General features: G+C 62.5%; 26 protein-coding genes. 18 read left to right on the plus strand and 8 right to left on the minus strand.

The window, feature by feature from the left end; genetic code table 11:
• Positions 1–7 precede the first annotated feature (7 nt).
• The 12 genes from ACZIRK_RS09650 to ACZIRK_RS09705 all read left to right on the plus strand — a co-directional run bounded on the left by ACZIRK_RS09650 (position 8) and on the right by ACZIRK_RS09705 (position 11,280).
• Positions 8–1,048, plus strand: a complete 1,041-nt coding sequence (locus tag ACZIRK_RS09650) for a 2Fe-2S iron-sulfur cluster-binding protein (RefSeq protein ID WP_456641162.1) — start codon at positions 8–10, stop codon at positions 1,046–1,048.
• A gap of 55 nt (positions 1,049–1,103) precedes the next feature.
• Entirely contained in the window at positions 1,104–2,174 is a 1,071-nt protein-coding gene (locus ACZIRK_RS09655) for an aromatic/alkene monooxygenase hydroxylase subunit beta (RefSeq protein ID WP_028162007.1), read from the plus strand.
• Between the two features lie 6 nt (positions 2,175–2,180).
• Entirely contained in the window at positions 2,181–2,552 is a 372-nt protein-coding gene (locus ACZIRK_RS09660; RefSeq protein ID WP_130224117.1) for an MmoB/DmpM family protein, read from the plus strand.
• A gap of 137 nt (positions 2,553–2,689) precedes the next feature.
• Positions 2,690–3,712, plus strand: a complete 1,023-nt coding sequence (locus tag ACZIRK_RS09665; protein ID WP_463327259.1) for an amidohydrolase family protein — start codon at positions 2,690–2,692, stop codon at positions 3,710–3,712.
• Positions 3,713–3,717: 5 nt separating this feature from the next.
• Positions 3,718–4,554 (plus strand): metal-sulfur cluster assembly factor, encoded by an 837-nt coding sequence (locus ACZIRK_RS09670; RefSeq protein ID WP_463327260.1) that lies wholly within the window; start codon positions 3,718–3,720, stop codon positions 4,552–4,554.
• A gap of 97 nt (positions 4,555–4,651) precedes the next feature.
• On the plus strand, positions 4,652–6,283 hold the full coding sequence (gene groEL, locus ACZIRK_RS09675) for a molecular chaperone GroEL (RefSeq protein ID WP_130224123.1): 1,632 nt from the start codon (positions 4,652–4,654) through the stop codon (positions 6,281–6,283).
• A gap of 180 nt (positions 6,284–6,463) precedes the next feature.
• A complete protein-coding gene (locus ACZIRK_RS09680; protein WP_463327261.1) occupies positions 6,464–6,958 on the plus strand; it encodes a hypothetical protein in 495 nt (164 codons plus the stop codon).
• A 121-nt stretch (positions 6,959–7,079) separates the two neighbouring features.
• Positions 7,080–9,122: a sigma-54-dependent Fis family transcriptional regulator gene (locus tag ACZIRK_RS09685; protein WP_463327262.1), complete on the plus strand. Its 2,043-nt coding sequence runs from the start codon at positions 7,080–7,082 to the stop codon at positions 9,120–9,122.
• Between the two features lie 13 nt (positions 9,123–9,135).
• Positions 9,136–9,585, plus strand: coding sequence for a hypothetical protein (locus tag ACZIRK_RS09690; RefSeq protein ID WP_463327263.1), 450 nt, complete (start codon positions 9,136–9,138; stop codon positions 9,583–9,585).
• A gap of 26 nt (positions 9,586–9,611) precedes the next feature.
• On the plus strand, positions 9,612–9,905 hold the full coding sequence (locus ACZIRK_RS09695) for a hypothetical protein (RefSeq protein WP_463327264.1): 294 nt from the start codon (positions 9,612–9,614) through the stop codon (positions 9,903–9,905).
• Between the two features lie 812 nt (positions 9,906–10,717).
• The gene (locus ACZIRK_RS09700; RefSeq protein WP_474417755.1) at positions 10,718–11,029 is read left to right on the plus strand and encodes a WD40 domain-containing protein; all 312 of its coding nucleotides are present in this window, start codon (positions 10,718–10,720) and stop codon (positions 11,027–11,029) included.
• Positions 11,030–11,100: 71 nt separating this feature from the next.
• Entirely contained in the window at positions 11,101–11,280 is a 180-nt protein-coding gene (locus ACZIRK_RS09705) for a hypothetical protein (RefSeq protein ID WP_456641154.1), read from the plus strand.
• Between the two features lie 13 nt (positions 11,281–11,293).
• Here the strand turns inward: ACZIRK_RS09705 and ACZIRK_RS09710 are convergent, their stop codons facing one another.
• The 6 genes from ACZIRK_RS09710 to ACZIRK_RS09735 are packed head-to-tail and all read right to left on the minus strand — an operon-like array spanning position 11,294 to position 17,504.
• On the minus strand, positions 11,294–12,328 hold the full coding sequence (locus ACZIRK_RS09710; RefSeq protein WP_463327267.1) for a Bug family tripartite tricarboxylate transporter substrate binding protein: 1,035 nt from the start codon (positions 12,326–12,328) through the stop codon (positions 11,294–11,296).
• On the minus strand, positions 12,321–13,460 hold the full coding sequence (locus ACZIRK_RS09715) for a mandelate racemase/muconate lactonizing enzyme family protein (RefSeq protein WP_463327268.1): 1,140 nt from the start codon (positions 13,458–13,460) through the stop codon (positions 12,321–12,323). The genes ACZIRK_RS09710 and ACZIRK_RS09715 overlap by 8 nt, the downstream gene beginning before the upstream one ends.
• A gap of 9 nt (positions 13,461–13,469) precedes the next feature.
• Positions 13,470–14,432, minus strand: a complete 963-nt coding sequence (locus ACZIRK_RS09720; protein WP_463327269.1) for an NAD(P)-dependent oxidoreductase — start codon at positions 14,430–14,432, stop codon at positions 13,470–13,472.
• On the minus strand, positions 14,425–15,321 hold the full coding sequence (locus ACZIRK_RS09725; protein WP_463327270.1) for a fumarylacetoacetate hydrolase family protein: 897 nt from the start codon (positions 15,319–15,321) through the stop codon (positions 14,425–14,427). Before ACZIRK_RS09725 ends, ACZIRK_RS09720 begins: the two co-directional genes overlap by 8 nt.
• A gap of 15 nt (positions 15,322–15,336) precedes the next feature.
• Entirely contained in the window at positions 15,337–16,476 is a 1,140-nt protein-coding gene (locus ACZIRK_RS09730) for a mandelate racemase/muconate lactonizing enzyme family protein (RefSeq protein ID WP_463327271.1), read from the minus strand.
• Between the two features lie 59 nt (positions 16,477–16,535).
• Positions 16,536–17,504, minus strand: coding sequence for a Bug family tripartite tricarboxylate transporter substrate binding protein (locus ACZIRK_RS09735; protein WP_130224147.1), 969 nt, complete (start codon positions 17,502–17,504; stop codon positions 16,536–16,538).
• Between the two features lie 114 nt (positions 17,505–17,618).
• Here ACZIRK_RS09735 and ACZIRK_RS09740 point away from each other — a divergent pair, with 114 nt between their 5' ends.
• Positions 17,619–18,320 (plus strand): GntR family transcriptional regulator, encoded by a 702-nt coding sequence (locus ACZIRK_RS09740; protein ID WP_463327272.1) that lies wholly within the window; start codon positions 17,619–17,621, stop codon positions 18,318–18,320.
• Positions 18,321–18,369: 49 nt separating this feature from the next.
• Here ACZIRK_RS09740 and ACZIRK_RS09745 read toward each other — a convergent pair whose 3' ends face one another.
• Positions 18,370–19,248: an IclR family transcriptional regulator gene (locus ACZIRK_RS09745; RefSeq protein ID WP_463327273.1), complete on the minus strand. Its 879-nt coding sequence runs from the start codon at positions 19,246–19,248 to the stop codon at positions 18,370–18,372.
• Between the two features lie 105 nt (positions 19,249–19,353).
• The gene (locus tag ACZIRK_RS09750; RefSeq protein ID WP_028162022.1) at positions 19,354–20,268 is read right to left on the minus strand and encodes a dihydrodipicolinate synthase family protein; all 915 of its coding nucleotides are present in this window, start codon (positions 20,266–20,268) and stop codon (positions 19,354–19,356) included.
• Between the two features lie 232 nt (positions 20,269–20,500).
• Here ACZIRK_RS09750 and ACZIRK_RS09755 point away from each other — a divergent pair, with 232 nt between their 5' ends.
• The 5 genes from ACZIRK_RS09755 (at position 20,501) to ACZIRK_RS09775 (ending at position 26,481) form a co-directional block, all read left to right on the plus strand.
• Positions 20,501–21,838: an MFS transporter gene (locus tag ACZIRK_RS09755; protein WP_463327274.1), complete on the plus strand. Its 1,338-nt coding sequence runs from the start codon at positions 20,501–20,503 to the stop codon at positions 21,836–21,838.
• Between the two features lie 69 nt (positions 21,839–21,907).
• Positions 21,908–23,065: an ABC transporter substrate-binding protein gene (locus ACZIRK_RS09760; RefSeq protein ID WP_463327275.1), complete on the plus strand. Its 1,158-nt coding sequence runs from the start codon at positions 21,908–21,910 to the stop codon at positions 23,063–23,065.
• Between the two features lie 55 nt (positions 23,066–23,120).
• Complete coding sequence (locus ACZIRK_RS09765) at positions 23,121–24,002, plus strand: branched-chain amino acid ABC transporter permease (RefSeq protein WP_463327276.1); 882 nt, start codon at positions 23,121–23,123, stop codon at positions 24,000–24,002.
• Positions 24,003–25,001, plus strand: coding sequence for a branched-chain amino acid ABC transporter permease (locus tag ACZIRK_RS09770; protein ID WP_130224156.1), 999 nt, complete (start codon positions 24,003–24,005; stop codon positions 24,999–25,001).
• Positions 24,985–26,481, plus strand: coding sequence for an ATP-binding cassette domain-containing protein (locus tag ACZIRK_RS09775; RefSeq protein ID WP_463327277.1), 1,497 nt, complete (start codon positions 24,985–24,987; stop codon positions 26,479–26,481). The genes ACZIRK_RS09770 and ACZIRK_RS09775 overlap by 17 nt, the downstream gene beginning before the upstream one ends.
• The last annotated feature ends 54 nt before the right edge of the window (positions 26,482–26,535 follow it).

Consider the following 26,535-nt stretch of genomic DNA (forward strand, 5'->3'; position numbering starts at 1 on the left):
AGGCCCCATGGGCGCGCCCGCTAATGTCGTTCGCCTGCATCCGGTAGGCATAGAATTCGAGGTCGAGGAGAACGAGACCGTCCTTGATGCCGCCTTCCGCCAAGGCATCGCGTTGCCGCATGGTTGCAAGGAGGGACAATGTTCAGCGTGCAAATGCGTCCTTACCGAGGGCGATGTGGAGCTGAAGAAATACTCGACGTTCGCGCTCAACGAGATGGAGCGCGGTCAGGATTACATTTTGTTGTGCCGCACGTTGGCCTACTCGGATCTTGAAGTAGAGCTCCTCAACTATGACGAAGAGGTGCTGTCGAAATCGATACCGGTCAGGGACTTCACGGGCACAGTGACGAGCGTCTCCGCGCTGACCCACGACATCAGGCACCTTGAGATCTCGCTGGAGCAACCTCTGAAGTTCTGGGCGGGTCAATATGTCGACATCACGCTCGCGGGGGCAGAGACGATTACGCGCTCGTTTTCCATGGCAAATTCGCCGCTCGAAGGCCAAAAACTCGCATTCATCATCAAGAAGTACCCGAACGGACGTTTCTCCTCCCGGCTCGACGGGGACCTTGCCCTCGGAACCAGGGTCGGGATCAGGGGACCTTACGGCACCTGCTTCCGGCGAGAAAACCGAAACGGAGCCATGATCCTGGTCGGGGGCGGATCGGGAATGTCGCCGCTCTGGTCAATCCTCCACGATCACATCAGCTCCGGGGAAGCGCGTCCAGTGCGCTTCTTCTACGGAGCCCGGACGCAGAACGACCTTTTCTATCTCGATCGCTTTGCAGAACTCTCGGCAAAGCATCCGGATTTTACGTTCGTGCCCGTCCTCTCTCACGCAGCCGACGACACAGCCTGGCGCGGGGAAAAGGGCTTCGTGCATGAAGCGGTCGGGGCACACCTGCGCAGCTCGGGATACGGGGAAGACGTCGATGTCTATGCCTGCGGACCATCGCCGATGATCGAGGCGCTGACGCCGGTGCTGCAGATGAACGATGTCGAAGCGGACCGCATCTTCTTCGACAAGTTCACGCCGGCCGCCAACTGAGACTTTCCGAGTGCCGGTCCATCAAGTGCAAAGCCACCAATGGGAGGAGGAGACTATGACTGCAGTTCCAAGCGTTTCAGTGGGATCCGGTGCAGCAGGCGCTGCGGTGTTTCCGGATTCGGACAGCCGCAGGTACAGGTATTTCGAGCCGCGCAGCAAGCGGGCGACGCACTACGAGGACGTGACCGTTGATGTGCAGCCGGATCCGGAACGCTACTTGCTGCAGGACTGGATCATCTCCTTCCCCAACGGGAAGGGCGCCTACACCAAGGACAACACTGCGGCGCTGAGCTCGAACTGGCATGCATTCCGTGCGCCCGACCAGGAGTGGGAGCGCACCCACTACCAGCGTCAGTCCAAGATCGAAGGGATGGTTCAATCGGTGATCGCCAACGGCCGCAAGTCCGGCGCGCCGAAGGCTTTCAACAAAGCGTGGGTCAAGATTCTGCAAAACCACCTCGGCGCGTGGAAACATGTCGAGTTCGGCCTCGGCACGTCGCTGATGCAGGCTCAGCGCTACGGCTATACGCAGATGATCAACAATGCGACATTGACCAACTCGTCCTACAAGCTTCGCCTTGCGCAGGACATCACGCTCTATCTCGCCGAGATCGGAATGGACATTCCGGGCTTCGACGACGCGGCGGGCAAGCGCACCTGGTTGGAAGACAAGGGCTGGCAAGGCGCAAGGGAAGCGGTCGAATCGATCATGGGTTCGTCCGACTATCTCGAGCAATACTTCGCCATCAACATCGTGTTCGAGCCGCTCGTCGGCGAGCTGTTTCGTAGCGGCTTCCTGATGCAGGTGGCCTCGTCGAACGGCGACTTCATCACGCCGTCCGTCATTTCGGCGGCCGAGGCCGACTATGAGCGCAATCTCGCGAACACGATCGACCTTCTGCATCTTCTGGTGACCGACAATCAGCATGCCGCCCACAACAAGAACCTGTTCCAGGGCTGGGTGGACAAGCACGTGGCGCTCGCCAACAAGGCGGCCGCCGGCCTGCAGCCGATCTGGTCGCAGCCGCATTCGAAGCCGGTGCAGTACGCCGACGCCCGCGCACAGTCGGTCGAACGCATCAAGAAGATCCTCGGCGAGCTCGGTCTCGTCCTTCCCAAGGAGTAAATTGCAATGTCCGTTGCTTCCAGAACTGCGACCAACCAGAACATCTTCCAGAAGATGGGAGACATCGTCTTCGACCAGACGATTTCTCATCAGTGCGGCGTCACGATGAATGACAGCGTGGAAGCGCGTGCCATCGCCGAGTTCATGGCGAAGAAGCCGAACGTGACCGTGACCTACCAGCCAGCCCTGATCCGCATCGACGGTGAGGGCAAGCTGGTCTTCAAGATGGATGAGATCAGCGAAATTCTCGGCAAAGACATGACGGCCGAGATCTTCGAAGTGAACACCTCGACCCATTATGGCCGAATGGTGCGTATCGACGACAATACGGTGACGCTGTTCGGCAACATGGAAGAGGTCTTCGAATACATCGAGTGACCTCTTGCGAGTGACCTCTTGCAACTCCCGAGCCTGGGTGGGGTCGTATCCTGGTGACTGCGGCCCCACCAATTTCTCGCACGGTCGGCGGTCCCGACGTTGATGGAAAAGCGCTTAGCAAAACCTTGGAGATTATCATGTTCATAACCCCCACCGGCGAGGAAGTCTTCGTCATCGACGGGCACACCCATTTCTGGGACGGCAGTCCGGCGAACCAGCGGAACATTCACGGCAAGCAGTTCATTGACTGCTTCTACACCTATCATACCTCGCTCAGCCCGCCGGATAAGCTCTGGCCCAAGGACCAGTTCGAGAAGTACAGCGCCGAGCAGATGTACCACGATCTGTTCGTCGACGGCCCGGACGATATGGCGATCGTGCAGTCGACGTACCTTACCGAATTCTACAAGAACGGGTTCAATACGATCGACCGCAACGCCGAAATGGCGAAGCGGTACAAGGATCGCTTCATTGTCAACGGCGCCTTTGATCCACGGGATGGAGAGCGGGCGCTCGAATACATTCATTATATGAAGGAGACGTTCGGCATAAAGGGCGTGAAGCTCTATACGGCGGAGTGGAAGGGCGAGTCACGGGGCTGGAAGTTGACCGATCCAAACGCCTATCGTTGCCTCGAGCTCTGCGAAAAGCTCGGCATCAAGAACATCCACGTCCACAAGGGGCCGACCATCATTCCATTGGACAAGGATGCATTCGATGTTCACGACGTCGATCATGCAGCCACCGACTTCCAGGGTCTTAATTTCATCATCGAGCATTGCGGCTTGCCGCGACTGGACGATTTCTGCTGGATCGCTGTGCAGGAGACCAACGTCTATGGCGGCCTCGCGGTGGCGCTGCCGTTCATCCATGGCCGTCCACGCTATTTCGCCGAAGTGATCAGCGAACTGCTGTTCTGGGTCGGCGAAGACAAGCTTCTTTTCGGCAGCGATTACGCCATCTGGACGCCCCGCTGGCTCGTCGAAAAATTCTGGAACTTCGAGCTGCCCGACGATCTGAAGCAGGAGCACGGCGTCGATCTGACGCTGCAGGCAAAGAAGAAGATCCTCGGTCTCAACGCCGCGCGCCTCTACGGGGTGGATGTCGAGGCGCAGAGGGGCAAGCTCGCGGGAAGCGCGCACGCAACCGCGGCGGAGTGACAACGATGGACGCTGTCCTTCTGCATCATGACCGAAGGACCCGCGAGGTATGGGAACGCCTCGCGCTGGTCACCGATCCCGAGCTCGACGAGTCGGTCACCGAGCTTGGATTTGTTGAGCTTGTCAATGTCGATGATGATGGCGGGGTCGATATCGTCTTCCGCTTGCCGACCTACTGGTGCTCAGCGAACTTCGCTTTCCTCATGGCCGACGACATGCAGCGGGCGGTGTCTTCGCTGTCGTGGGTTAGCGAGACGCGACTGCAGCTTCGAGATCACATGGTCGCCGAAGAGATCAATCGTGGCGTCAGCGAGGGCAAATCGTTCGGCGACGCGCTCCGGGACTTTGCTTCCGCAGGCTCGCTTGATGAGGTGCGTGAGAAGTTCCGCCGCAAGGCGTTCGAGCGACGCCAGGAGGTCATGATTCTGGCGTTGCGAGAGGCTGGTCATGACGACCAGGCGATTTGTCAGATGAATCTAGGCACCTATGACGAAGTCGCGTTCGGTTCGGAGCAGGCCGCGCGCCAGAAGCCGCGCTATCGCGAACTTTTGGTTGAACAACGCCTTGCCAGGCGGCCTAGTGATCAGGTCTTCGTCAGTTACGAGGGACATCCGATCAAGCGCCGCGAGCTTGCCTCTTATCTGCAGCGGTTGCGGGGGGTGCGGATCAACATGGAGTTTAACAGCTCGTTGTGCAGGGGCCTTCTTGCGGCGCGCTATCGCGAGCCTGACGGCGATGCGGGGCAGACTGCCGTCGATGTGGCGCCGTGTGGAGGCTGCGGCAGTGGCTGTGCCGTGCGGGCGGCCGGGCCAGCCGAGAAGCATTCCACCGCGGTTGCATGAGGTGACGCGCCTCGTGCTTGCGGGTGCCAACAACCGGAGCGGTCAGCAAGTCCGCCCGACCAGACAAAAATAGATAGCCACGTGGGAGTGAAACATAATGGCGAAAGTTCTGCTGCATGACATAGAAGCCCGTCGCGCTCTTGCGCGCGGAGTCCAGAAGCTTGCCGCCGCGGTCGAATCGACCCTCGGTCCCAAGGGCATGAACGCAATGGTCGACAGGCCAATCGGCACCCCCATGGTGTCACGCGATGGCGTCACAATTGCCTCGGAAATCGAGTTGCCTGACCGTTTCGAGAACATGGGCGCGCAGGTGGTGCGTGAGGTCTCGATGCAGACCAACGAGGTCGCCGGCGATGGTACAACGACGGCGATGGTGATCGCAAACGGCCTGATCCAAGGAGGCGTTGCAGCCCTGGAGCGCGGCGCCAAGGCGGTCGATCTCTGCAAGGGGATTGACCGGGCCGTCGAGGTCGTTGTCGAGACTCTCAAGAGTGGGGCAATTGCTGTATCCGATCGCAAGACACTGCAGGCGGTGGCGACGATCGCCTCTACCGACCCCCATCTTGGCGGTCTAATCGCGGAGGCGGTGGAGCGTGTCGGCAAGGATGGCATCATTAGTTCCGATTACGGGCTGACGACCAGCACGACGCTCGAAGTGGTCGAAGGCATGTCGTTCGACCGTGGTTACATCTCCCATCACATGGTGACAGATGTCGAAAAGATGGAGGTGGTGCTGGATCAGCCCTACATTCTCCTGACTGACTTGAAGATCAAAGCTCCGGGCGAACTGTCGGCGGTGCGCGCGGCGGTCGCCTCGACCGGGCGACCGCTTGTCATCGTCGCTGAAGAGATCGCGCCTGACGTCGTCGTCACGCTGCTTGGCGATGGTAACCGCGGCAAGGTTCTGGTGGTGAATCCACCCGACTACGGCCACTGGCGCAAGGCGATGATGGACGATCTCGCTATCATAACAGGGGGACGGGTCATCGCTCGCGAGCTTGGCGGCAAGCTGGAAGGCGCCAGCCTTGCGGATCTGGGAACCGCGCGACAAGTTCGGGCAAGTGGACGCGAAACGGTGATCATTCGCGGCGGAGGCGATGAAGCGGCGATTGCGGCGCGGCGCCAGCAGGTGGCGAAGCAGTACGATCTGGCACCACCCAATATCGAGCAGGACAAGCTCAAGGAGCGCCTGGCGAAACTCTCAGGAGGAACGGCGGTGATCCTTGCGGGTGGCGTGACGCCCGTCGAGCAAAAACGGACGATCCAGTTGATCGACGATGCGCTCAGTGCGGCGCGTGCCGCAGCCGAGGAGGGCATCGTGCCGGGTGGTGGCACCGCATTGGCGCAGTGCGCGCCGGTGGTCGTGCGCACGCTCGGCAACGTCAATGGCGACCTCGGCGAGGGCATCAAGTTGGTGCGCGAAACACTATCCCGTCCCGCCGCATTCATTGCCCGGAATGCGGGCTATGATGCGGAGAAAGTCGTGGCCGACCTGCTGAGCGCACCGGCGGGCGTGGGGTTCGATGCCGCCAACGGTGTCTTCATCGACATGGTTTCAGCCGGCATCGTCGATCCGGTGCGGGTGACGTATACCGCGCTTCGAAACGCGGCTTCCGTTGCCACGCTGGTGCTGACCACCAACACGCTTGTGGCCGACGTGCCGCAGTACATCGACCCGACCCAGGGACCGGCACTGGGGGGCGGGGCAGAGAAGCTAGGGCGCGCATGAGGCACTGTACGCGGTCAGTGTTCCGCATCGTCGTCTGACGATCCATACCTTTTGTGGTCGAATGATTGGACGGTGACAATGAGCGAGAACGGGCTACAATCTTAAAAAGCTCCGGCGTGAGCCGAAGGAGGCAGTGCACAAGCCTCTACGGTCATCCGACCGACCGGGCGGGAGGAAAACATGGTCCACATCATTTCCAAGCGCGATGGTCCGCGCCGGGAAGAGGTCGCGGCGAAGGACTTAATTCGGAAGAACCGCACGAAGATCGACGCGATCGCCAATCATCTGACGGCTGGGCGCTGGCAGGAATTGCGCAATTCCGCACCCCCGCCGCAGCCTCAGCCATCAGGCAAGCTCTGGTTGACGCCGCCGGGCCGTCCCAGAGAGTTGGAACCATATGTGCGGATCAGCCTTAACGGCCGTGTCGTCATCGCTGATCTCGCGTCGGGGCGGCAACTCCATTTTGTCGGCGAGCTGCGCGGAACGGGCCAATCGCGATGCTTCGCTCTCGCGACGCGCGAGAACGGAATCTTCGATCCGCTGGATGAAGAGCTCTGCAAGGTCCTCGCCGACCTTGAAGGAGTGAGCGTGCCCGATGAGGTGTCCGAGGAACGCCTGGAACAGATCATCGCCGGCCGTCTCGGGTTGGATGCGATCGCCAAAAACGTCGAATGATCTCCGTAAACTCGGCCTGTGGGGATGACGATTCCGATCAGGTCCGGTTCAGGTCGTTTCTGCCGATCGGGTTGCTGTTTGCCAACGTACGTATGGTGCTCCAATGCTGACGGAAACGCTCATGGCCAAGCCGCCGTTTTCCCTGGAAGGCTACAAAGTTCCGGGCGCCACGGATACGGAGCAGGGGCGGCCATACGATGAGCGAGAAACCAACAGGGCATGGGAAAACTTTTTGACGTTCGGGGATCTCAGGCGCGAGAACGCGCCAGTGCGAGGCGTCATCGAGGAATCATGGCAGCGCAGTGTCCAGTCCGGGGTCAATGCTCATTGCAAGGGCAGCAATCTCGTCGCCTCGCCGGATGATCTCTACGAGCTGCGTCTGAAGAATGATGACTTGCTTGGTTCGAGTGCGGAGACCTTCCGCCGTGTCGCGGAGGTGCTCGGTGACGCCGCCACGATGGTCGTCATCACAGACAGGAACGGCGTCGTGCTCGACGTGGGGGGCGATCAGCGGACGATTGATGCAGGCCATGATATTCGCCTGGAAGTCGGTGCAGCGTGGGGCGAGACGGTTACCGGCACCAACGGCATTGGCACAGCACTCATCACGGGAAAACCGGTTCATGTCCATGCGGCCGAGCACTTTTCGGAGGGCATCAAGGCATGGACCTGTGTCGGCAGCCCGATTCGTAGTCCGATCGACGGCAGCATCATCGGCATTGTCGATTTTTCCGGACCCCAGGCGATCTTTCACCGGCATAATGTCGCGCTCGCGGTGGTCGCGGCCAATCATATCGAGCTCGCTCTCTCGGAGAAGATTCGCATCGAGAGAATGCAGCTACTCGAGGCCAGCATTTCTCGAATGCCCGGGATGAACAGCGCGGACGGCGTCGTCATTCTTGATCGGTTCGGCAGGGTCGTTCATCACAACGACATGGCCTCGGTTCGCTGGCGGCGGATTGCGCAATCGCAGGACTTGAGCATCGGAACGCAGCTTCTCCCGAGCAGCGACGGCTTCTTGTCCAGAGAGCTTGCGAATGGGCTGCCTGAGGAACTGCGGGAGCAGCGGATCGAGCCATTAGTGGTCGACGGCGTGGTGAAGGGCGCGATGCTGGTGCTCGCATCGAGGCCGCGCGTGAATCTTGCCGTATCCCAGATGTCGCCGACAGCCCACGCCGCACTCATGTCGGCCAAGGACGCAATTGTCGGATGCAGTGAAGCATTGCTGCAAACAGTCGAGAAGGTTGAGCGGGCGGCGCTCGGCCGGACAGCAATCCTGCTCGAGGGCGAGACGGGCGTCGGTAAGGAGCTATTTGCCCGCCTGGTTCACGCCGCCAGCCAGAAGACGGGCAAGGAGCCCTTCGTTGCCCTCAATTGCGGTGCGGTATCGAAAGAGCTTCTCGGCGGCGAATTGTTCGGCCATGCGCCAGGCGCCTTCACCGGCGCCACGCGCGAGGGCAGGCCTGGACGGTTTGAATTTGCCAATGGCGGCGTGCTCAGCCTCGACGAGATCGGCGAGATGCCACTGGATCTGCAACCTTATCTGCTCCGTGTGCTGGAAGAGCGTGCAGTCTACCGGCTCGGTGACAGCAAGCCGCGCCCGGTGGACGTCCGGCTCGTAGCGTCGACCAATCGGAACTTGAAGCAGGAGGTGGCGGAGGGACGTTTCCGAAAGGATCTGTATTTCCGGATCGGTGTCGTCAAGTTCATCATCCCGCCGCTCCGCGAGCGCTCGGGCGATGTCGAGATCCTGATCGATCACTTCAACAGACAGTTCGCGGCGACCTATAGCACCGAACCGCTGCGTTTCGAGGCCGCCACGATGGAATTGCTGCGGCGCTATAGCTGGCCGGGCAACGTTCGCGAGCTGCGCAATCTGATCGAGAACCTTGTGCTGATGACGCTCACCGGCATCGTCACCCCCAGGGACTTGCCGGAGGATTTCCGGGAAGCTGCGGCTCAGCCACTTCAGGCGCGCTCGCCGGCGGAGGATGGCCCTAGATCGGGAGGCGACGAGATCGCGCGCTTCGACGAAATGGAGCGTCGGGCCATCGAGAGGGCTGTCGCAAACGCGGGCGGCAATATTGCTGCCGCCGCCGAAAAGCTGGGGCTTTCGCGTGCCACGCTGTATCGCAAATTGCATCAATACCGCTCGCGGAGCTGAGGACAGGGCAGGCATGGCAACTGTCTGGGATGAACAGAAGAGCGGAGGAGAGCCGGTCGCGGCGGCGACGCTGGCGTCGCAGATTCTTGCGCGCGCCGACAGCGACGTCACTTTCATGGTGCACCTGATCGGCGAAAGCCAGAATCTCCTGGTGCGGCATTTCATCGTGTTCATCGAGACCGAACTCGCAAAGCGCGGCATCAGCTACGGCGTACACCCACTATTGCGTCCCTTCATCGAAACGCATGCACGCGAGCTGACCGATTTCGTCTTGCAGGGTATCGGCTTGCGACATCAGTTCGGCCTGCAGACGCTCGAGACGATGGCCGGAGATCCGGCGCGGTTGTTGAGGGTCGATCTGTGGGACTCGCTGCAATCTCACATCAATGATGCGCAGCAACACTTCGTATCTGATGTCGGTGGCTTGCAGCGAATCCTGGTTCAAGTCGAGACGGATTCATGAGTGACGATTCTCCGACGCTTGCCGAAATGCTGAAGCAGCGGTTGCTGGTCGTTCAGGAGATATCGTCCGCTCAATCGCGCAGCCTTCTGAACCGTCAGCTTGGCGGCGGGGCGGAGTTCGAGATTCAGCGGATCGAGCAGGAGATTGCGGCAACAGGCGCCTCGCATGCGCTCGCCAAGGAGCTAGAGGACGCGCGCGGACGCCTGCAAAACGCAAATGCCAAAATGGCGGCATGCGACGCGCATTGCGCCGCGCTGGAGCAACGCCTCGAAGAACTGGACAGGCGGATTGCCGCCGCAGGTCAGCCTATCGGAATGTGAGGCGATCGATGGACACGATGGAAGCAGAAACTGTAGCGCTCTATGAATTGCTTGGACGGCACTGGACTTTAGGCGCGTCCGTTACCGGTGTGGCGTTCGACCGCGCGGAACGGGTGGTTGCGTTCGCGCTCGCCGATGGCGCGTTGGCGATAGCTCCCGTGACTGATATCGAGCCGCCGCAGGATCGCTGTCGTATCGCGCTCGACGGCGGCCGAACAACGATTTCACCGCGACGGAAAGCGGTGCCACCGTTGACGAAAGTCGCAATCAGCGATGCTCCGTTTCATCTCGCCCCGATCGGAGCTTCCGGCTTTATCGCAAGTGATCGCAGCCGATTGGTCGGCGTGTCGGCATCCGGCATCACGCAGTTAGCCGCAAACCATGGTTCCCCGATTGATCTCGTCACCGCAGTGCAGGCTGGGGGTATTCTCGCTGCTTCTGGCGGGTCAGTCATATCCTATGATTCCAATGGCGACGTCGGCTGGCTGCAAGAGCGTGCGGGAGGAAATGCATCGGCAATCGCCGTATCATCGGATAGTCGGCGCTTTGCGATTGGGGTCGACGGCTGTCTGCACGTTCGTGCCTTCGGGCCACGACCCGAGCCGGCAGCTTCATTCGACTTTGGCTCCATCTCAACCTTGTCATGGAGTCCCGACGGAAGCTGGTTGGCCATATCAGTCGCAAAAGCAGGCATCGTGTTGCTGCGCCTTGCTGATGCGCGGATCGTCCGGATCCCCGGTTATCCTGCGAGCGTTGCGTCTCTCTCGTGGAGTGCAGACTCCCGCATCCTTGTTACGAGCGGAGGCTATCGGATGATCGCATGGGACGTTTCCAGCCTCAGCGATGCCAGCGAACAGCCGACCAACCTCGCGACCGGCCGCGCCAGATTCGTCCTCGTCGAGGCGGTGGATATGCACCCGGATCGTCACCTGCTGGCAGCGGGTTACGGCGACGGCATGCTCGTTGTCGCCAGGATCGGAGACCCCGGCGAACTGGTCGTCAAACCGCCCGGTCGAGGCCCTGTCCGCGCCTTGCAATGGTCCCGCGATGGTCAGCATCTTGCATTCGGAACAGGCGACGGGGAGGCGGCGATCGTGACGTTTCCGCCGCACATTTTCAAATAGCCGGACCCGGTTCAAACAGCTTGATCCGGCTGCAGGTGCAGAGTCATGCCGCGATCATCAGGAGGGAAATCATGACAGCCACTCAATCGCCAGAAGCCGAAAGCAAAGATCAATTCTTCAAGGAGCTGGCGGAGCTTTCCGAGCGGATGATCGCCGCGCATGGAAAAGAGTTTTCGATGGGCGCCCTGGTGCTGGCCGCAAGGTTCATCGCCGAGAATAAACCGTTCGAGCGAAGCGCAGTGACACAGTGACGTCTAACGAAACTCACTCCGGCTGGATATTGGCGTCCTTGGCGACCTTGGCCCACTTCTGGATTTCGCTGCGAATGTGATCCGCGAATTGCGACGGGGAACCGCCGACGGGGTCGACGCCCTGATCCTGGAAGCGGCGCTTGACGTCATCCATCCTGAGGATCGCATTCAGTTCTGAATTCAGCTTGCGGACGACCTCCGGCTTCATCCCGGCGGGGCCGACGATGCCGAACCAGACCGTGACCTCGTAACCGGGAACGCCTGCTTCCGTAACCGTTGGAACGCCTTCCGCAAGCGTCGAGCGCGCCGTGCTGCTGACGCCGAGCGCGCGCAACTTGCCGGCATTGACTTGCGGCAACACGTTTGGCGTGTTGTCGAAGGCAGCATCGATGTGGTCGCCGAGCAGATCGTTCACCATCGGTGCGCTTCCCTTGTAAGGGACGTGCACGATGTCGATCCCGGTCATGCTCTTGAACAATTCCATCGAGAGGTGGTTCGACGAACCAATGCCCGTGGATCCGTAGGAGACTTTGCCGGGATTGTTTCGGGCGTAGTCGACGAAATCCTTGACCGAATTGATCGGCAGGGCGGGTCTTACAACGAGAAGATTCTGCGTCTGACCGGCAAGGATCAGCCGCGTGAAATCCTTCACCGTGTCGTAAGGCAGGCTCTTGTAAATGCTGGGGTTGGAGCCGAACGGAAAAGCCACGCCGAGCAGGGTGTATCCGTCGGGTGCGGATTTGGCGACCGCGTCGGTGCCGATCAGCGTGCCGCCGCCCGGCCGGTTCTCGACAACCACGGGAACGCCCCAGGCCTCCTGGAGTTTTTGCGACACGATCCGTCCCAGCGTGTCGTTGAACGCGCCCGGTGGATAGGGAACGATGTAGCGGATCGTGTGGCTGGGGTAGGTGTCCGGATCGGCCGCTGCGGGCGCGGCCGGGGTCTGCGCGGAGGCCGCGCCTGTCAACAGAAGAAGAAACGCGCCGCAGGCGAAGTAAGCAAGACGCGTTGCGCGCGATTTGACTTCAGCCTGCAGCGGTTCAGACATAGCAGGGGCCCTCGATCAGTGGATGTGCGTTGATGAACGCCTCGTTGATCTCGACCCCGAGGCCAGGTGTTTCAGATGGTTTGACGCAACCCTCGGCGTCGAGCTTGTACGGGACGCCGCCGACCTCGTCGCGGAACGGATTGTGCTTGGCGACGTCGCCCTCGAAATAGCCGGGGGCATCGACCGCCGCGAGCACGTTGATGGTTGCCGCCATGTTGATGCCGGTCGCGGAGGTGTGCGGGTTGAAGGACAGCTTCCACGCATAGGCCATCCCGGCGATCCGCATCGCCTCGGTGACGCCGCCGGTCTTGGACAGGTCCGGCTGCACAAAGCTGACGGCGCCATCCTCGATCAGGCGAGTGAATTCGAAGCGCGTAAAGTGGTTTTCGCCGGCCGCCAGCGGCGTCGAGCCGAGCGAGGCGGCGGTCCGGTACGAACGATAATCTTGCGCCGGGAACGGCTCCTCGAGCCATCCGATCTCCAGCTCGTCATAGGCCGGCATCACGCGACGTACGTCGTCGACCGTGTAGCCGGTGTTGGCGTCGACCAGAATTTCAATGGCGTCTCCGACCGCATTGCGCACCGCCGTGGCGCGGGCGACGTCGTCGCGCGGATTGTCGCCGACCCGAAGCTTGATCGCCCGATAGCCCTGCGCGACGTAGCCCAGCGCCTCCTGGGCCAGCGACTCCGGCGCCTGCCATCCGAGCGAGATGCCGCCGGCATAGGCCTTGATCGGCTTTGAGGCGCCGCCGAGCAGCCGGTACAATGGCCAGCCCGCCGCCTTGGCGCGGATGTCCCACAGCGCCAGATCGAGGCCGCTGAGCGCCATCGCGGCGGCGTAGCCCATGCCATGGCTCGCCAACTGCATCTGGTAGACGCGCTGCCAGACGCCGACCACGTTCATCGCATCCATGCCGACGACCAATTCGGAGATCGTGGTGTCGATCAGCTTGGCGATGGCGCCGGGGCAGCGGCCGTGATGGGCTTCGCCCCAACCAACGAGGCCTTCATCCGTCGTGACTTTGACCAGCACCGCGTCGCGTTTCACCGCGCGGCCGATGCCGAGCCGGACGTTCTGGCCCTGCGGTACGGGATAGGAGATCGGGACCGCCTTGATCGATGTGATACGCATTTTAAGACCTCAGACCGCTTTGTGTTCGGGATTGACGAGATTGAGCGGCTGCTCGCCGCGCAGGATTCGGAGCATTTCTTCGGCCGAGCCAACCGCCATCGCACGGCCGCTGGTGGCGGTGATCCCCGCGATATGCGGCGTCAGCAGCAGGTTGGGACAATCGAGCAATGCGTCGTCGGGCTGCAGCGGCTGGACATCGAATACATCGAGCGCGGCACCGGCGAGCTTGCCTGACCGCAACGCGTAGATGATGGCGGGCGTGTCGACCACGGCGCCGCGCGAGACGTTCACCAGGACGGATTGCGGCCGCATGTGCGCCAGCAGATCATGGCTGACGAGCCTGCGTGTCTCGTCTGTCAGTGCGCAACAGACCACCACGGCGTTGCTCCGCGCGAACAGCTCCACGAGCGTGACTTCCTCGACATCAGGCGGCAGCGATCCCTTCCGGCGCGACGTGCCGAGCACAGTCATTCCAAAACTGTTGCTCGCGATGGAGGCGACGCGGCGCCCGATCGTTCCGACGCCGAGGATGCCGAGCGTCGTTCCGCTCAACTCGGTGAGGCCGTCTGCCATCGCGCGGCTGGTCGCCCAGCCTTCGGCGCGCATCAGCGTGTCCACGCGCTGCAACGGCCGCCGCAGGTGCATCAAGGCCGACATGACGTATTCGGCCACCGCGTTGGTGTTGCTTCCGGGTAGGTTCGCAACCGCGATGCCGCGTGCCGTGGCGGCGGCGACCGGGATGAAGTCGAGACCGACGCCGTGACGGACGATAGCCTTCAGACGCGGTGCATGATCGACGATGTCGTCGGGCAGTTTCGCGCGCACGATGATGCCGTCGGCATCCGCTGCCCATTGGCGCAGTGTCTCCGGCCTGGTGTCCGGCGCGACGATCAACCGAACGTGCGGGGTGAGAATCGCCTCGCCATCAGGGTGCATGGCGTTGGTCAGGAGGACGACGGGTTTCTCAGGCATCTGGCGCAGGCCCCTCGATGATTGGATTTTGCAGGCGGCCGAGGCCTTGAACCTCGACCTCGACGGTCGAACCAGGCCTGAGCCACGCCGGCGGCTTGTGCAGCCCGGCCACGCCGGCCGGCGTGCCGGTGGCGATGATGTCGCCTGGTTCGAGCGCCTGTTGCCGCGACAGATAGGAGACGAGGTCGGCGACGTCGAATAGTATGTTCGCCGTCGAACCGGACTGCAGCATGCGGCCGTCGACTTTCAGCGTCACGGTGAGCGCGTGCGGATCTGGTACCTCATCGCGGGAGGCGAGGTAAGGTCCGAACGGACCGAAGGTCGAGTAGTTCTTGCCGCGGTCGAAATGGCCGTCGGCCTTGATGATCTCGCTTGCGCTGACATCGTTGAAGCAGCCATAGGCGACGACGTGATCGAGCGCACGCTCCTTGCTGACGTTCTCGGCGCGCGTGCCGATCACGGCCGCGAGTTCCGCCTCGTAGGTGACCCCGCCGATCGTTGCCGGCAGCACGATGGGCTGTTCCGGCCCAATGATCGTTTGCGGTGCCTTCATGAACAGCACCGGTTTCTCGGGCGGCGCCATACCGCGTTCAGCCAGCGCGTCGCGGTAGTTATGCGCGATTCCGAAGATGCGCCGCGGCGCCGGCAGGGGCGCCATCAGCGTGACCGCCTCGCGCGAAAGCCGCGCTGCCGCAGCGAAGCCGTGCACGCGAATGCGTTCCACGACTTTGGGCAGGTCGGCTTCGATCAGGGCCTGCACCTGCGGTGCCGCGCCGCCGAGGGCTTCGCCCATCGCCGGATGCGCAAGGTCGACGATTGTTTCGCTGCCGTTGTCCAGCAGGACGCCGGCGCGCGTAAAGCCTTGCTCGCTGAAGGTGACGAATTTCATGAGCGGACCATCGGTTCACGCCGCCCGGTAGCGATCGATCACGCCGCGATCGATCTCGATGCCAAGTCCGGCGCCGGTCGGCACCGCGACCTTGCCCTTGACCTGGACGATCGGTTCGACCGCCAGGTGATCGCGAAACGGGTTTTCCTCCTGCTCGAATTCCAGCATCGGCGGCATCGGAAACAGGCTCGGCGGCTGGTTCGGGATCGACGCCAGGAAGTGGATGGTGGCGGCAAGGCCGACCGCGGACCCCCAGGCGTGGGGGACGCATTCCACGCCATGCGTCGTGGCAAGCGTCGCGATCTTCTTGCATTCGGTAATGCCGCCCGCCGCGCAGACATCGGGCTGCACGATGTCCATCGCCTTGCGCACGATGGCGTCGCGGAAGCCCCATCGGGTGAACTCGTTCTCGCCGCCGGCGACCGCCATGTCGAGCGCGCGCGAGACCTCCACATAGCCGTCGATGTCTTCCGGCGAAATCGGCTCCTCGAACCACTCGATGTCGAGCTCTTCGAGCTTGCGCCCGAGACGGATTGCAGCCGGCACAGTGAAGCAGTGATTGGCGTCGACCATCAGCTTGATGCCGGGGCCGATCGCTTCGCGTACGGCTTTCACGCGCTCGAAGTCACGCTTGATCGAACCAAGCCCGATCTTCATTTTTATTGCCTTGAAGCCGGCCTCAACGTAGCCCGTCGCTTCCTCGACCGCTTCCTCGACCAGCCGGTTCATGTCGGTGAAATAGAGCCCGGTGGCGTAGGCATCGACCTCGGTGCGGAAGGCGCCGCCGACAAGCTTGTGCAGAGGCTTGTTGCAGGCTTTCCCGATAATGTCCCAGAGCGCGATGTCGATGCCGCTGATGGCTGCGATCGACATGCCCTTCGGCCCGTAATCCTTGATCCGGTTGTAGAGATCTTCCCAGATCACCTCGACGTCGAAGGGGTCGTGGCCGATCACGCGCGGGGCAAGCTGGGTTTCGATAAAGGCTTTCGCGACGGCCGATGGTCCGTAGCATTCGCCCCAGCCGACGATGCCGTCATTGGTTTCGATCTCGACCAGGCATGTGCCGCGCGTCTTGTAGAGCCAGCCGCGCGAGGAGGTGAAGGGACGTTGCACCGGAGCGGCGACGACGTGACAGGTGATCTTCTTGATGGACAAGCGCGTGAACCTTTGTTGGAGAGTGTTGGAGTTAAGAGCAGCGATTCCGCCGTATCAGCCTATTCCTTCGGAAAGACCTGTGATGCCACAGTGCCGAGCGTGGCTGCGACGTTGTCGACTTCCTTGGTCAGCGCATCGCCGGTCAGGTCGTCGACAAGGAACACGTTCTTCTTGGCGAATTCCTTGAAGCGCGGATCCTGAATGGCGGCGCGGAACGCGGTGATCAGCTTGGTGCGGACGTCGTCGGGAAGGTTTGCCGGACCAACGACGTATGCCATCTGGACGACAGGCCCGTAGGGAAAGACGTCGTAGCCCTTCTCCTTGAAGGTCGGTACGTCCGGAAACATCTCCAGCCGCTCATTGGCGAAGATGCCGATCGGCTTCAGCAGGCCTTCCTGGATCTGGCCGAGTGTTTCCGACGGCTTCAACACGCCGGAATCGACGTGCTGACCGAGCAGGTCGGCCACCACTTTCGATCCGCCGGTGTAGGGCACGTTGACGAAGTTCACGCCCGCCGCGCGCGCGGTCATCAAGGCGAAGATGTGGTTCAGATTGTAGTTACCGGGGGTGCCGATCGTGACCTTGTCGGGATTGCCCTTCATGTACTTGATGAAGTCGTCGAGCGATTTCTGCTCGGCCTTGGTCGAGACCAGGAGCATCAACGGATCGGTCGAGACGCGCGCGATGTGGGTGAACTGCGCATTCGTCAGCGGCGCCTTGCCCTGCGCCATCAGCGCCAGCGTCGAGCTGGTCCCCATGCCCAGCGTGTAGCCGTCAGGCGCTGCGCTCGCGACCCGGCGCATCCCGATCACGCCGGTCGCGCCGACGACGTTTTCGATGACGATCTTGATCCCATGTTCGCGCAGGATCGGATCGAGCGCCCGCGCCGCGACGTCGTTCGAGCCACCGGCGTTCCACGGCACGATGAAGGTGATGTCCCGCTGGGGATAGTCCGACTGACCGTAGCTGGCGGGCGCCTGGAGCATCGAAATCAGGCATGCCAGGGTGATCGCGGCAACTTTTCTCATCGTGGTATTTCCTCCCGTTTTGTTGTTTGTTATAACAAACATCGTCGGTAGGTCAAGACGGCCGACCGGAGGAGGGATTTGCGCGATGTCGCGCGCCGCGATACCGAGCGTTGTATGACGGCATTGAAACGAATCGAGCGTGAACCGCTGTGGGATCTCGCGCACGCGCAGTTGCGGGATGCGCTGCTGGCCGGGCGGTTCGAGCCCGGCACGGTCTTGACCTTGCGCTCGCTGGCCGAAAGTTTCGGGACGTCAATCACGCCGGTGCGCGACGCCGTCACCCGTCTCGTAGCGCAAGGCGTGCTGCAGCAGGGGCCGCGCAACTCCGCGATCGTGCCGCACCTGTCCCGCCGCGAGCTTTCGGACCTGACGGTGGTGCGTTGCGCGCTGGAAGGCCGCGCAGCGCGGGAGGCGGCCCTGCGGCGGCATGACGAGGCCGCCCTGCGGAAGCTGCAAGAGCGGCTCTCGACGATGCAGTCGCTGATCGCTGCGCGCAAGCTCGAGAGCTACCTCGAGCATCACCGCAAGTTTCACTTCGGCATTTACGCGATGTCGGGCGTCCCGCTGCTCGTCGAGACCATCGAGAACATGTGGCTGCGCTGCGGGCCGGTGCTGTCCTACGTGATCCCCGAATATGTCGTCCTGCTGAAGGGCTGGGATCATCACACCGCGGCGTTGAAGGCTATCATGGCGGGTGACGCCGATGGCGCCGAACGCGAGATCGTCGCCGATATTACTGATGCCGCGCATTACCTCGCGAGTCTTGCAGATTCGACGGGGCAATTGAGGCGACCGTCTGGGCTAATCACCTCTTAGCTGCGCGCGGCGCCCCGGACTGGCGAAGATGGAAGGTGAAGCCCTTCGATCAGGCGCCACGTTCGCCTTGTGCGGTTCCTGCCGTGGTCCGTTGACGACGTTTGGGGGCGTTGCGTTCCGGCGCAGCGTCGGCGGCTCGGCTGTGCGAGTCAGGCTGGTAGCCCAGGCGGATCGACAGGAGCTCGGCGTGCGTCATCACGGTCCGGGCGAGCTCTGGCACCCATTCGGCCGTAACGCGCCGGCTCGGACCACTCACGCTAATTGCCGCGAAGACGCGGCCCGCACTGTTGCGGATCGGTGCGCCGACGCAGCGCAGCTCCGGCTCATGCTCGCAATCGTCCACCGAATAGCCGCGGGACCTGATCGCGGCCAGTTCGGCCTTTAGCCGCTTGGGCTCAACGATTGTGTTCGGCGTAAAGCGAGGCAGGCCGGCGCGGATGACCCGGTCGATCACGGCGTCGCTCTGGAAGGCGAGCGCCGCCTTACCCACGCCTGTCGAGTGACAAGGCGAGGCTTCCATCGTGATGACGGTGTTGTGCGGGCGTGCAGCAATTTGGCTGCGGCGATTGACGAAGACCATCTGCGCGCTGTCGAAGACGCAAAGATGCACATCCTCGCCACTGAGCTTGGCAAGCGTATCGACGAAAGGCGGCGCCTCGCGATACAGCGGGAGATTCATGAGTGCGCTGCCGCCGAGCTCGAACAGTTTTATGCCAAGCCGGTAACGATCGCGGCTCGCATCCTGTTCCAGGAACCCGACGCTGCGCAGGCTATCGACGATGCGATGGACGGTGGTGCGCGGTAGGCCGGTGCGTCGCGCGATCTCGACAACGCTCAGCTCGGGGTCGGTCGAGGAGAAGGCCTCCAGGACCTCGAGCATCTTGAAGAGCGACTTCACGCTCTGTCGACCGCTGTCGACGCTAGTCATGTCGGACCTTTCGGGTGGCGTCGCCACGCAATATCCAGGACGCGAACCAAGTCCGACTTAGACGGAATCGGGCGCGGCGGCAATGCCGCGCCCTTTGTCCTGCGCTCACTCGGCTGCGACCAGCCTCGTGCTGCCTTCCACCTCGAGCAGGGGCTTGAGGGCAGCCGCGATCGCGTCCTTCTGCCGGCTGGTCGGAGCCGGCATCGGCTGCCGCGGAAGCCCGCTCGGCGATCCCTGGAGGGTGAGGGCATGCTTCACGCAGGCTGGCAGATTGTCGCCGACGATCGTGTTCCAGAACCGCAACAGGCGCTTGTGGATCTCGATCGCGGTCGCGTGGTCACCGCGCTCGACCGCGTTCCACAGTGCCACGCAGGCGCCGGGCACTGCGGCCGGGTTCGCGGCGATCGTGCCATGCGCGCCGAGCGCGAAGGACGGATAGAGCAGCGCATCGACCGCCGTCAGCACGACCTTGCCCGCGGGCACGTCGAGCAAAAGATCGGCCATCAGCTTCAGGTCGCCGGCGCTCTGCTTGACGCCGATCACGCCGGGCAGCTCGTTCATGATCCGCAGCAGCAGCGCGGGGCTCAGGTAGTTCCAGGGCACGACGTTGTAAATGATGACGGGCTGCTTGACCGACTCGGACAGCGTCTTGAAGTGGCCGACCGTCGCATCCTCGTCTGGCTTGAAGAGATAGTGCACCGGCGTGATTTGGAGCGCGGCGACGTCGACCGATTCGATGGCGCGGGCGCGGGCAATCGCTTCGCGGGTCGAGTTGGCGATAATGCCGGCGACGAGCGGCACCTTGCCGTTCAGCTCCTCTGCGCAGGCCTCGATCAAACGCCGGAATTCGTCGGCGGTAAGCGTGTGACCCTCACCCGTGCTGCCGCCAACACAGACGCCATGCACGCCCTTATCGAGCAAAAACTTCACTTGGCGACGGAAGGCCTTTTCGTCGATGTCGCCGTTCTGATCGAACGGCGTGGTGAGGGGCGGGATGATCCCGGTAATCTTCGCTGGCACGTTATCCTCCTTTATTGTCCGGAATACGGACATTTTTGTATGACAAATGCGCGCATGACGTCAAGCGTGGTCGGCAACATATCGAGTTGTTCGCGCTAAATTTAAGAGGAGAGTAGTGACGCGAGCGAAAAATCCACTTGACATGTGGAATAACTCGCTGCTCATGTTGTCCGCAATACGGACAAAAGTCCGGGCAGGGGATGTCTTCCTGCCGAAGCCGGAGGACGACGTCATGAGCGGAATGGTTAGGTCGAGCGGGTCCAGCCGGGTGGCAGACCAAGTGACCGTTTCGATCAAGGGTCGGGAGTCCAGCGACATCCGGAAGGTTGCTGTGGCGAGCGCCATCGGCAACATGATCGAGTATTACGACTTCACGCTCTACGCGACCGCAACCGCGCTCGTCTTCAACAAGATCTTCTTCCCGAGTTCCGATCCCTTGGTCGGATCGCTGCTCGCTTTCGCGACGTTCTTCGTGGGCTATTGTGCAAGGCCGCTCGGCGGCGTGCTGTTCGGCCATTTCGGGGACCGCGTCGGCCGAAAAACGGCGCTGCTCATCACTATCCTGATCATGGGACTTGGGACTTTCCTCATCGGACTCATGCCGACCTATGAGCAGGTCGGTGTGTTGGCGCCGATCTGTCTCATCGGGCTGCGGCTGTTGCAGGGAATTGGCATCGGCGGCGAATATGGCGGCGGCATGGTGATGACGGTCGAGCACGCGCCGGCCGACCGGCGCGGTTTCTTCAGCTCACTCGTCCACATCGGCGTGCCCGCCGGATTCCTGATTCCGATCGCGCTTTTGGGAATCCTGTCGACCTCCATGAGCGAGCCTGACTTCCTCGCCTGGGGCTGGCGGATCCCGTTCCTGTTTTCGATCGTCCTCGTCGGGATCGGGCTCTTCATCCGCTTCAAGATCTCGGAGACGCCGGCGTTCAAGCGCGTGCTGAGCGAGGAGGGGGCTGCCAGCGTGCCGGTGGTCGAGGCGGTCCGCAATCACAAGGGCAACATCCTGTTCGGTATCGGTGCCAAGGTCGCCGAAAGCGGGCTGTTCAACATCTACGCCGTGTTCGCGATCACCTACTGCAAGACCAAGCTCGGACTGCCGAGCCAGACGATCCTGAACGGCGTGCTCGTTGGCTGTGCGCTCGAATGCCTGACGCTGCCGATGTTCGGGGCGCTGTCGGACCGGATTGGTCGTCGCGCAGTCTATTTAGGCGGCATGATCTTCCAGGCCGCGCTCGCGCTCGTCTTCTTCCAGATGCTGAACACCGGGCACACCGGCATGATCTGGCTCGCGATCGCGCTCGGCCTCGCGCTTGGTCATGGCTCGGTCTACGGCGCGCAGGGCGCCTACTTCTCGGAGCTGTTTCCGGCGCGCATTCGCTACAGCGGCCTCTCGCTCGTGCAGCAGCTCGGCCCGATCCTCGGCGGCGGCCTCTCGCCGCTGATCGCAACCGCACTGCTTGCCGAGTACGGCTCGGCCTATTGGGTGGCCGGCTACATGGTCGCGATGGCGCTGCTGTCGGCCGCCTGTGTCTTCGGCCTCCGTCCGCTCCGCTCGGATAACTGAGCCGATCCTGCTCGCAAAACCAGCCGCTCGAGACGAGGCGGCATCGCAAAACCAAGTGAGGAAACTGCCATGGTCTCTACCTTGCACTTCTCTCGACGCAGTCTGATCAAGGGCATCGCCGCCGCGCCGCTCGCAATGCCGGCGATCTTCGGCCGTGCACATGCCGCCGATCCCATCCGCATCGGCATTTCCGGACCGATGACGGGTCAGTTCGCCCAGAACGGCCAGTGGATGAAGAACGGCGTCGCGATTGCGGTGAAGCAGGTCAACGACAAGGGCGGCATCAAGGGGCGCATGATCGAAGTGCGCATCGCCGACGATCTCGGGCCGAACCCTACCGCGGCGGCCAATGCCGTCACCAAGCTCGCGACCCAGGACGAAGTCGTGGCACTGGTGGGTCCGCACTACACGCCGGGTATCTTGCCGAACCTGCCGTTGCTCGCGAAATACAAGATCCCGTGCCTGACGGGCGCAACCGGTCCGGTCGTCACCCAGCAAGGCAGCCCCTGGGTGTTTCGCGTCCGCCTGAATGATGCGATCGGCGCGGACCTTCTGGTCAAATACGTCACCGAAGATCTGCAGTGGAAGAAGATCGGACTTGGCTACGTCAACACGGCCTTTGGGCAATCCGGCATGGGCGTGGTCAAGGCCTCCTTGACCAAGCGCGGCGTCGAGCCTGCGCTGGTGCAGGCCCACACCGACGCGACCAAGGATTACACCTCGCAGATCCTGGCCTTCCAGCAGGCCGGTGTCGACGGCATCATCGTCTGGACTGACGATCAACCGGCCGGGCTCATTGCCAAGCAGAGCAAGACCCTCGGCGTCAAATTCGGCATCGCCGGCAACACGGCATTCTCGCAGCCGATTTTCCTCGGCCTCGCCGGAGAGGGCGCCGACGGATGCATGGCGATCGGCGAGTTCGTCAAGGACAATCCCGACGAGCGGGTGCAGAACTGGAAGAAGCTCTATTCGGCGACCCATCCCGGTGACGAGCCGGAACTCTACGCCACGGTCTATCACGACGCGGCAAAGCTGATCATTGCGGCGATGGAGCGCGCCGATGCCATTACGGGCGAGGGAATCCAGCAGGCGCTGACCGCGATCCGTGACTTCCCGGGCATCGTCACACGCTATGGCTGGACTGGCAACGGCGATATGACCCATTCCGGCATCATCACCAAGGTCGCCGGCGGCAAGCCGGAGATCGTCAAGGCCATCAGCAGCTAACGAGCGTGCGACGCCGCCGGACCTCCGGTGGCCGGCACCGTGATGGGATATTACGATGTTGCAGACTTTTATTCAGATCGTGTTGGTGGGATTGGCGGTCGGCGCAGCCTATGCGCTGGTGGCGCTCGGCTACACGCTGATCTGGAATGCGGTCTCCCTGGTCAACTTTGCTCAGGGAGACCTCGTGATGCTCGGCGCCTTCGTCTCGGTCGGCTGGCTCGCCAATCGTCTTGGGATGCCACTGTGGCTGAACCTCGGCGCGACGCTGGTGATCCTTGGCCTCTTCGGCGCCGCGCTGGCCTGGGGAATCTACCATCCCCTGCGCAACGCGCCGCAATTGTCGGCGATCGTGGCAACGCTCGGCCTGTCCATGGCGTTGCAGAATATCGCCGTGATCATCTGGGGACCGCAGCCTCTCAACTTCGCTGGCCCCCTGGGCACGACCTCGGTGCAGCTCTTCGGCTCCACGATCTACGCGCAGTATCTCGTCATCCTGGCGGCGCTCGCGGTGATGATGGCGATCCAGCACGCGCTGTTTCAGCATACGGCGCTCGGTCGCGCGATGCGCGCCACCGCGCAGGACGCCGAAGCCGCGCGGCTGATGGGCATCCCCACAGCCCGCATCATCGCTTTCATCTTTGCCTACGCCACCATGCTCGCAGCCTTGGCGGGCTGGCTGGTCGCGCCGCTGTCTTACGTATCTTCCGACATGGGCGTTAACCTGTCGCTCCGTGCCTTCGCGGCAACCATCCTCGGCGGCTTCGGCTCGATCCCCGGCGCGCTCGTCGGTGGCCTGATCTTCGGCGTCATCGAGTCGGCGGGCTCCTTCTACATTTCGTCGGAATATATCGACGTGATCGCGTTCGGCGTCTTGATCGCAGTTCTGATGTTCCGCCCGCAGGGCATTTTCGGTGAACTCGAACTGGAGCGTCCATAAATGACCGCCGACGGAAACACGCTGACGATGCGTACGCTCGCCCTTCTGGTGATCGGCGCGGCGATCCTATGCGGCCTCCTCCTGCCGCAATTCCTGTCGGTGTACTATCTGCAGGTCGCAGACGTGACATTGATCAACATCCTCCTGGTCCTCGGGCTCAATTTCATTCTCGGCTTCGGTGGCCAGATGTCGCTCGCACAATGCGCATTCTTCGGCATCGGGGCGTATGGATTCACGCTGCTTCAGGCCGCAGGCATGCCGGTACCGGTCGCCGCGATCGGCGCGATCGCAATCTCCGCCGCGGTGGGGATGGCGCTGGGCTGGCCGACATTGCGGCTGAAGGGGCATTACCTCGCCCTGTGCACGCTGGCTTTCGCGCTGATCGTCGAGCGGCTGCTGGTGAACTGGGAGGGCCTCACCAACGGCGCCAACGGCATCACCGCGATCCCGGGCATCGGGCTTGCCGGCGAGAACGACAAGATGCTGTGGGTACTGCTCGCGATCGTCGCTTGCGCCTATCTGCTTCAGGTCTGGATCGCCAATGGTCCGCTGGGTCTGCGCATCCGCGCGCTACGCGACGATGCGCTGGCCGCGCAGGCCATCGGCGTCGACATCTCGCGGCTCAAGATCATGCTGTTCGTGATCTCGGCCGCCTATGGCGGTCTTGCCGGCATCTGCTACGTGCTGCTGCGCGGCTATATCAGCCCCGACGTCTTCTCGTGGCAGTCGACCTTCTCCTACCTCGCCATGGCGGTGGTTGGCGGCCTCGGCAGCCCCCTTGGCGCCGTGCTCGGGGCCATCCTCTACACCTTCGTACCGGAGCTGTTGCGCTTCATGCAGGAATACTACTTTGCCGTGTTCGGCGTCATGGTCATCCTCGTGATCACCTTCTTCCCTGCCGGTCTCTCCGGACTGGTTCTCTCCGCCTTCCACAGTCTTCGCCGGCGCGAAAAATCCTATGCACGATCGGACGTGACGCATCATGAACGCGCTGCTTGAACTCTCCGGCGTCACCAAACGCTTCGGCGGCCTGACGGCGCTCGAAGACGTATCGCTCACCGTCGCGCAGGGCACGATCCATGCCGTGATCGGCCCCAACGGCTCGGGCAAGACCACACTGTTCAACATCATCAGCGGCATCTATACGCCGACCGGAGGCGAGGTGCGCTTCGAAAGCGCCGTCGTCACGTCGAAGCCATTGCACCAGCTCGCGGCAATGGGGCTGGCACGCACGTTCCAGAACACCCGCCTGTTCGGCTCGATGACCGTGCGCCAGAACGTCCTTGCCGCGCGGCACGGCAGGGCTCATCCGTGGCGCTTCGACCAGGAAAACGCACGCCGGGTCGACGAGATCATTGCGTTCGTCGGGCTTGCCGACGTTGCCGATGCGAATGCCGCCTCGTTGCCGCAGGGACAAAGGCGGTTGCTCGAAATCGCCAAGGCGCTTGCGCTGGAGCCGCGCCTCGTGCTGCTTGACGAGCCGCATGGCGGTCTCAACCACGCCGAGACCGCACGCCTGATCGAGGTGATCCGCCAGATGCATGCACGCGGGATGACGATCCTCTTGATCGAGCACGAGATGGAAGTGGTGATGACGCTCGCCGACCGGATCACCGTGCTCAATTTCGGCAAGGTGCTGGCGGAGGGCGCGCCGGCCGAGATCCAGCGCAACGACGCCGTCATCGAGGCCTATCTCGGCCGCGCCGACCGCGAGGCGGAGCTCCATGAACAGGTCGGCCGCGCGAGCGAAGGTACCGGCGCGCCGCTGCTCGAGGTCTCCGATCTCGTGGTCCGCTATGGTGACATCGAGGCGGTGCGGCAGGTGTCGCTGAAGGTCGGTGTCGGCGAGTTCGTGGCGCTGCTCGGCAACAACGGGGCAGGCAAATCCTCCACGCTGAAGGCGATCGCGCGTCTGGCGCAGGCCTCGGGCTCGGTGCGCTTCACAGGTCAGGAGCTGATCAGGGAGCCGACCGAGCGTCTGGTCGGAATGGGACTGGCGCTCGTTCCCGAGCGCCGGCGGCTGTTCGGCGGATTGACCGTGATCGAGAATCTCAAGATCGGCGCCTATGGACGGCCGCACGGCGAACTGGCGGGATTGATCGAGGAAATGCTCGAACTATTCCCCAACCTCAAGCGCCTGTCGGCGTCGCTGGCCTTTTCGCTCTCAGGCGGGGAGCAGCAGATGCTCGCCGTTGCCCGCGCATTGATGAGTCGTCCGCGCCTCTTGCTGCTCGACGAGCCGTCGCTCGGACTGGCTCCGCTGCTGGTCGAGCAGGTGTTCGGCAAGCTCGTGGAAATCAATCGGCAGGGGACCGCGATCCTGCTGGTTGAGCAGAATGCCCGCATGGCGCTCGCGGTCGCGCATCGCGGTTATGTGCTGAGCTCGGGACGCATCGTCGCCGAGGGCAGCGCCGCCGAGGTCGCGCGTGATCCCCGCCTGATGGGCGCCTATCTCGGCCACGGCGAGGCCGCCGAATAAGCCATCGGGCTGGATCTGGTGCTCACGAGAGCCGGCGCCGTCGCTTGAAAGGCG

The sequence above is a fragment of the Bradyrhizobium sp. Leo114 genome (assembly GCF_055229415.2).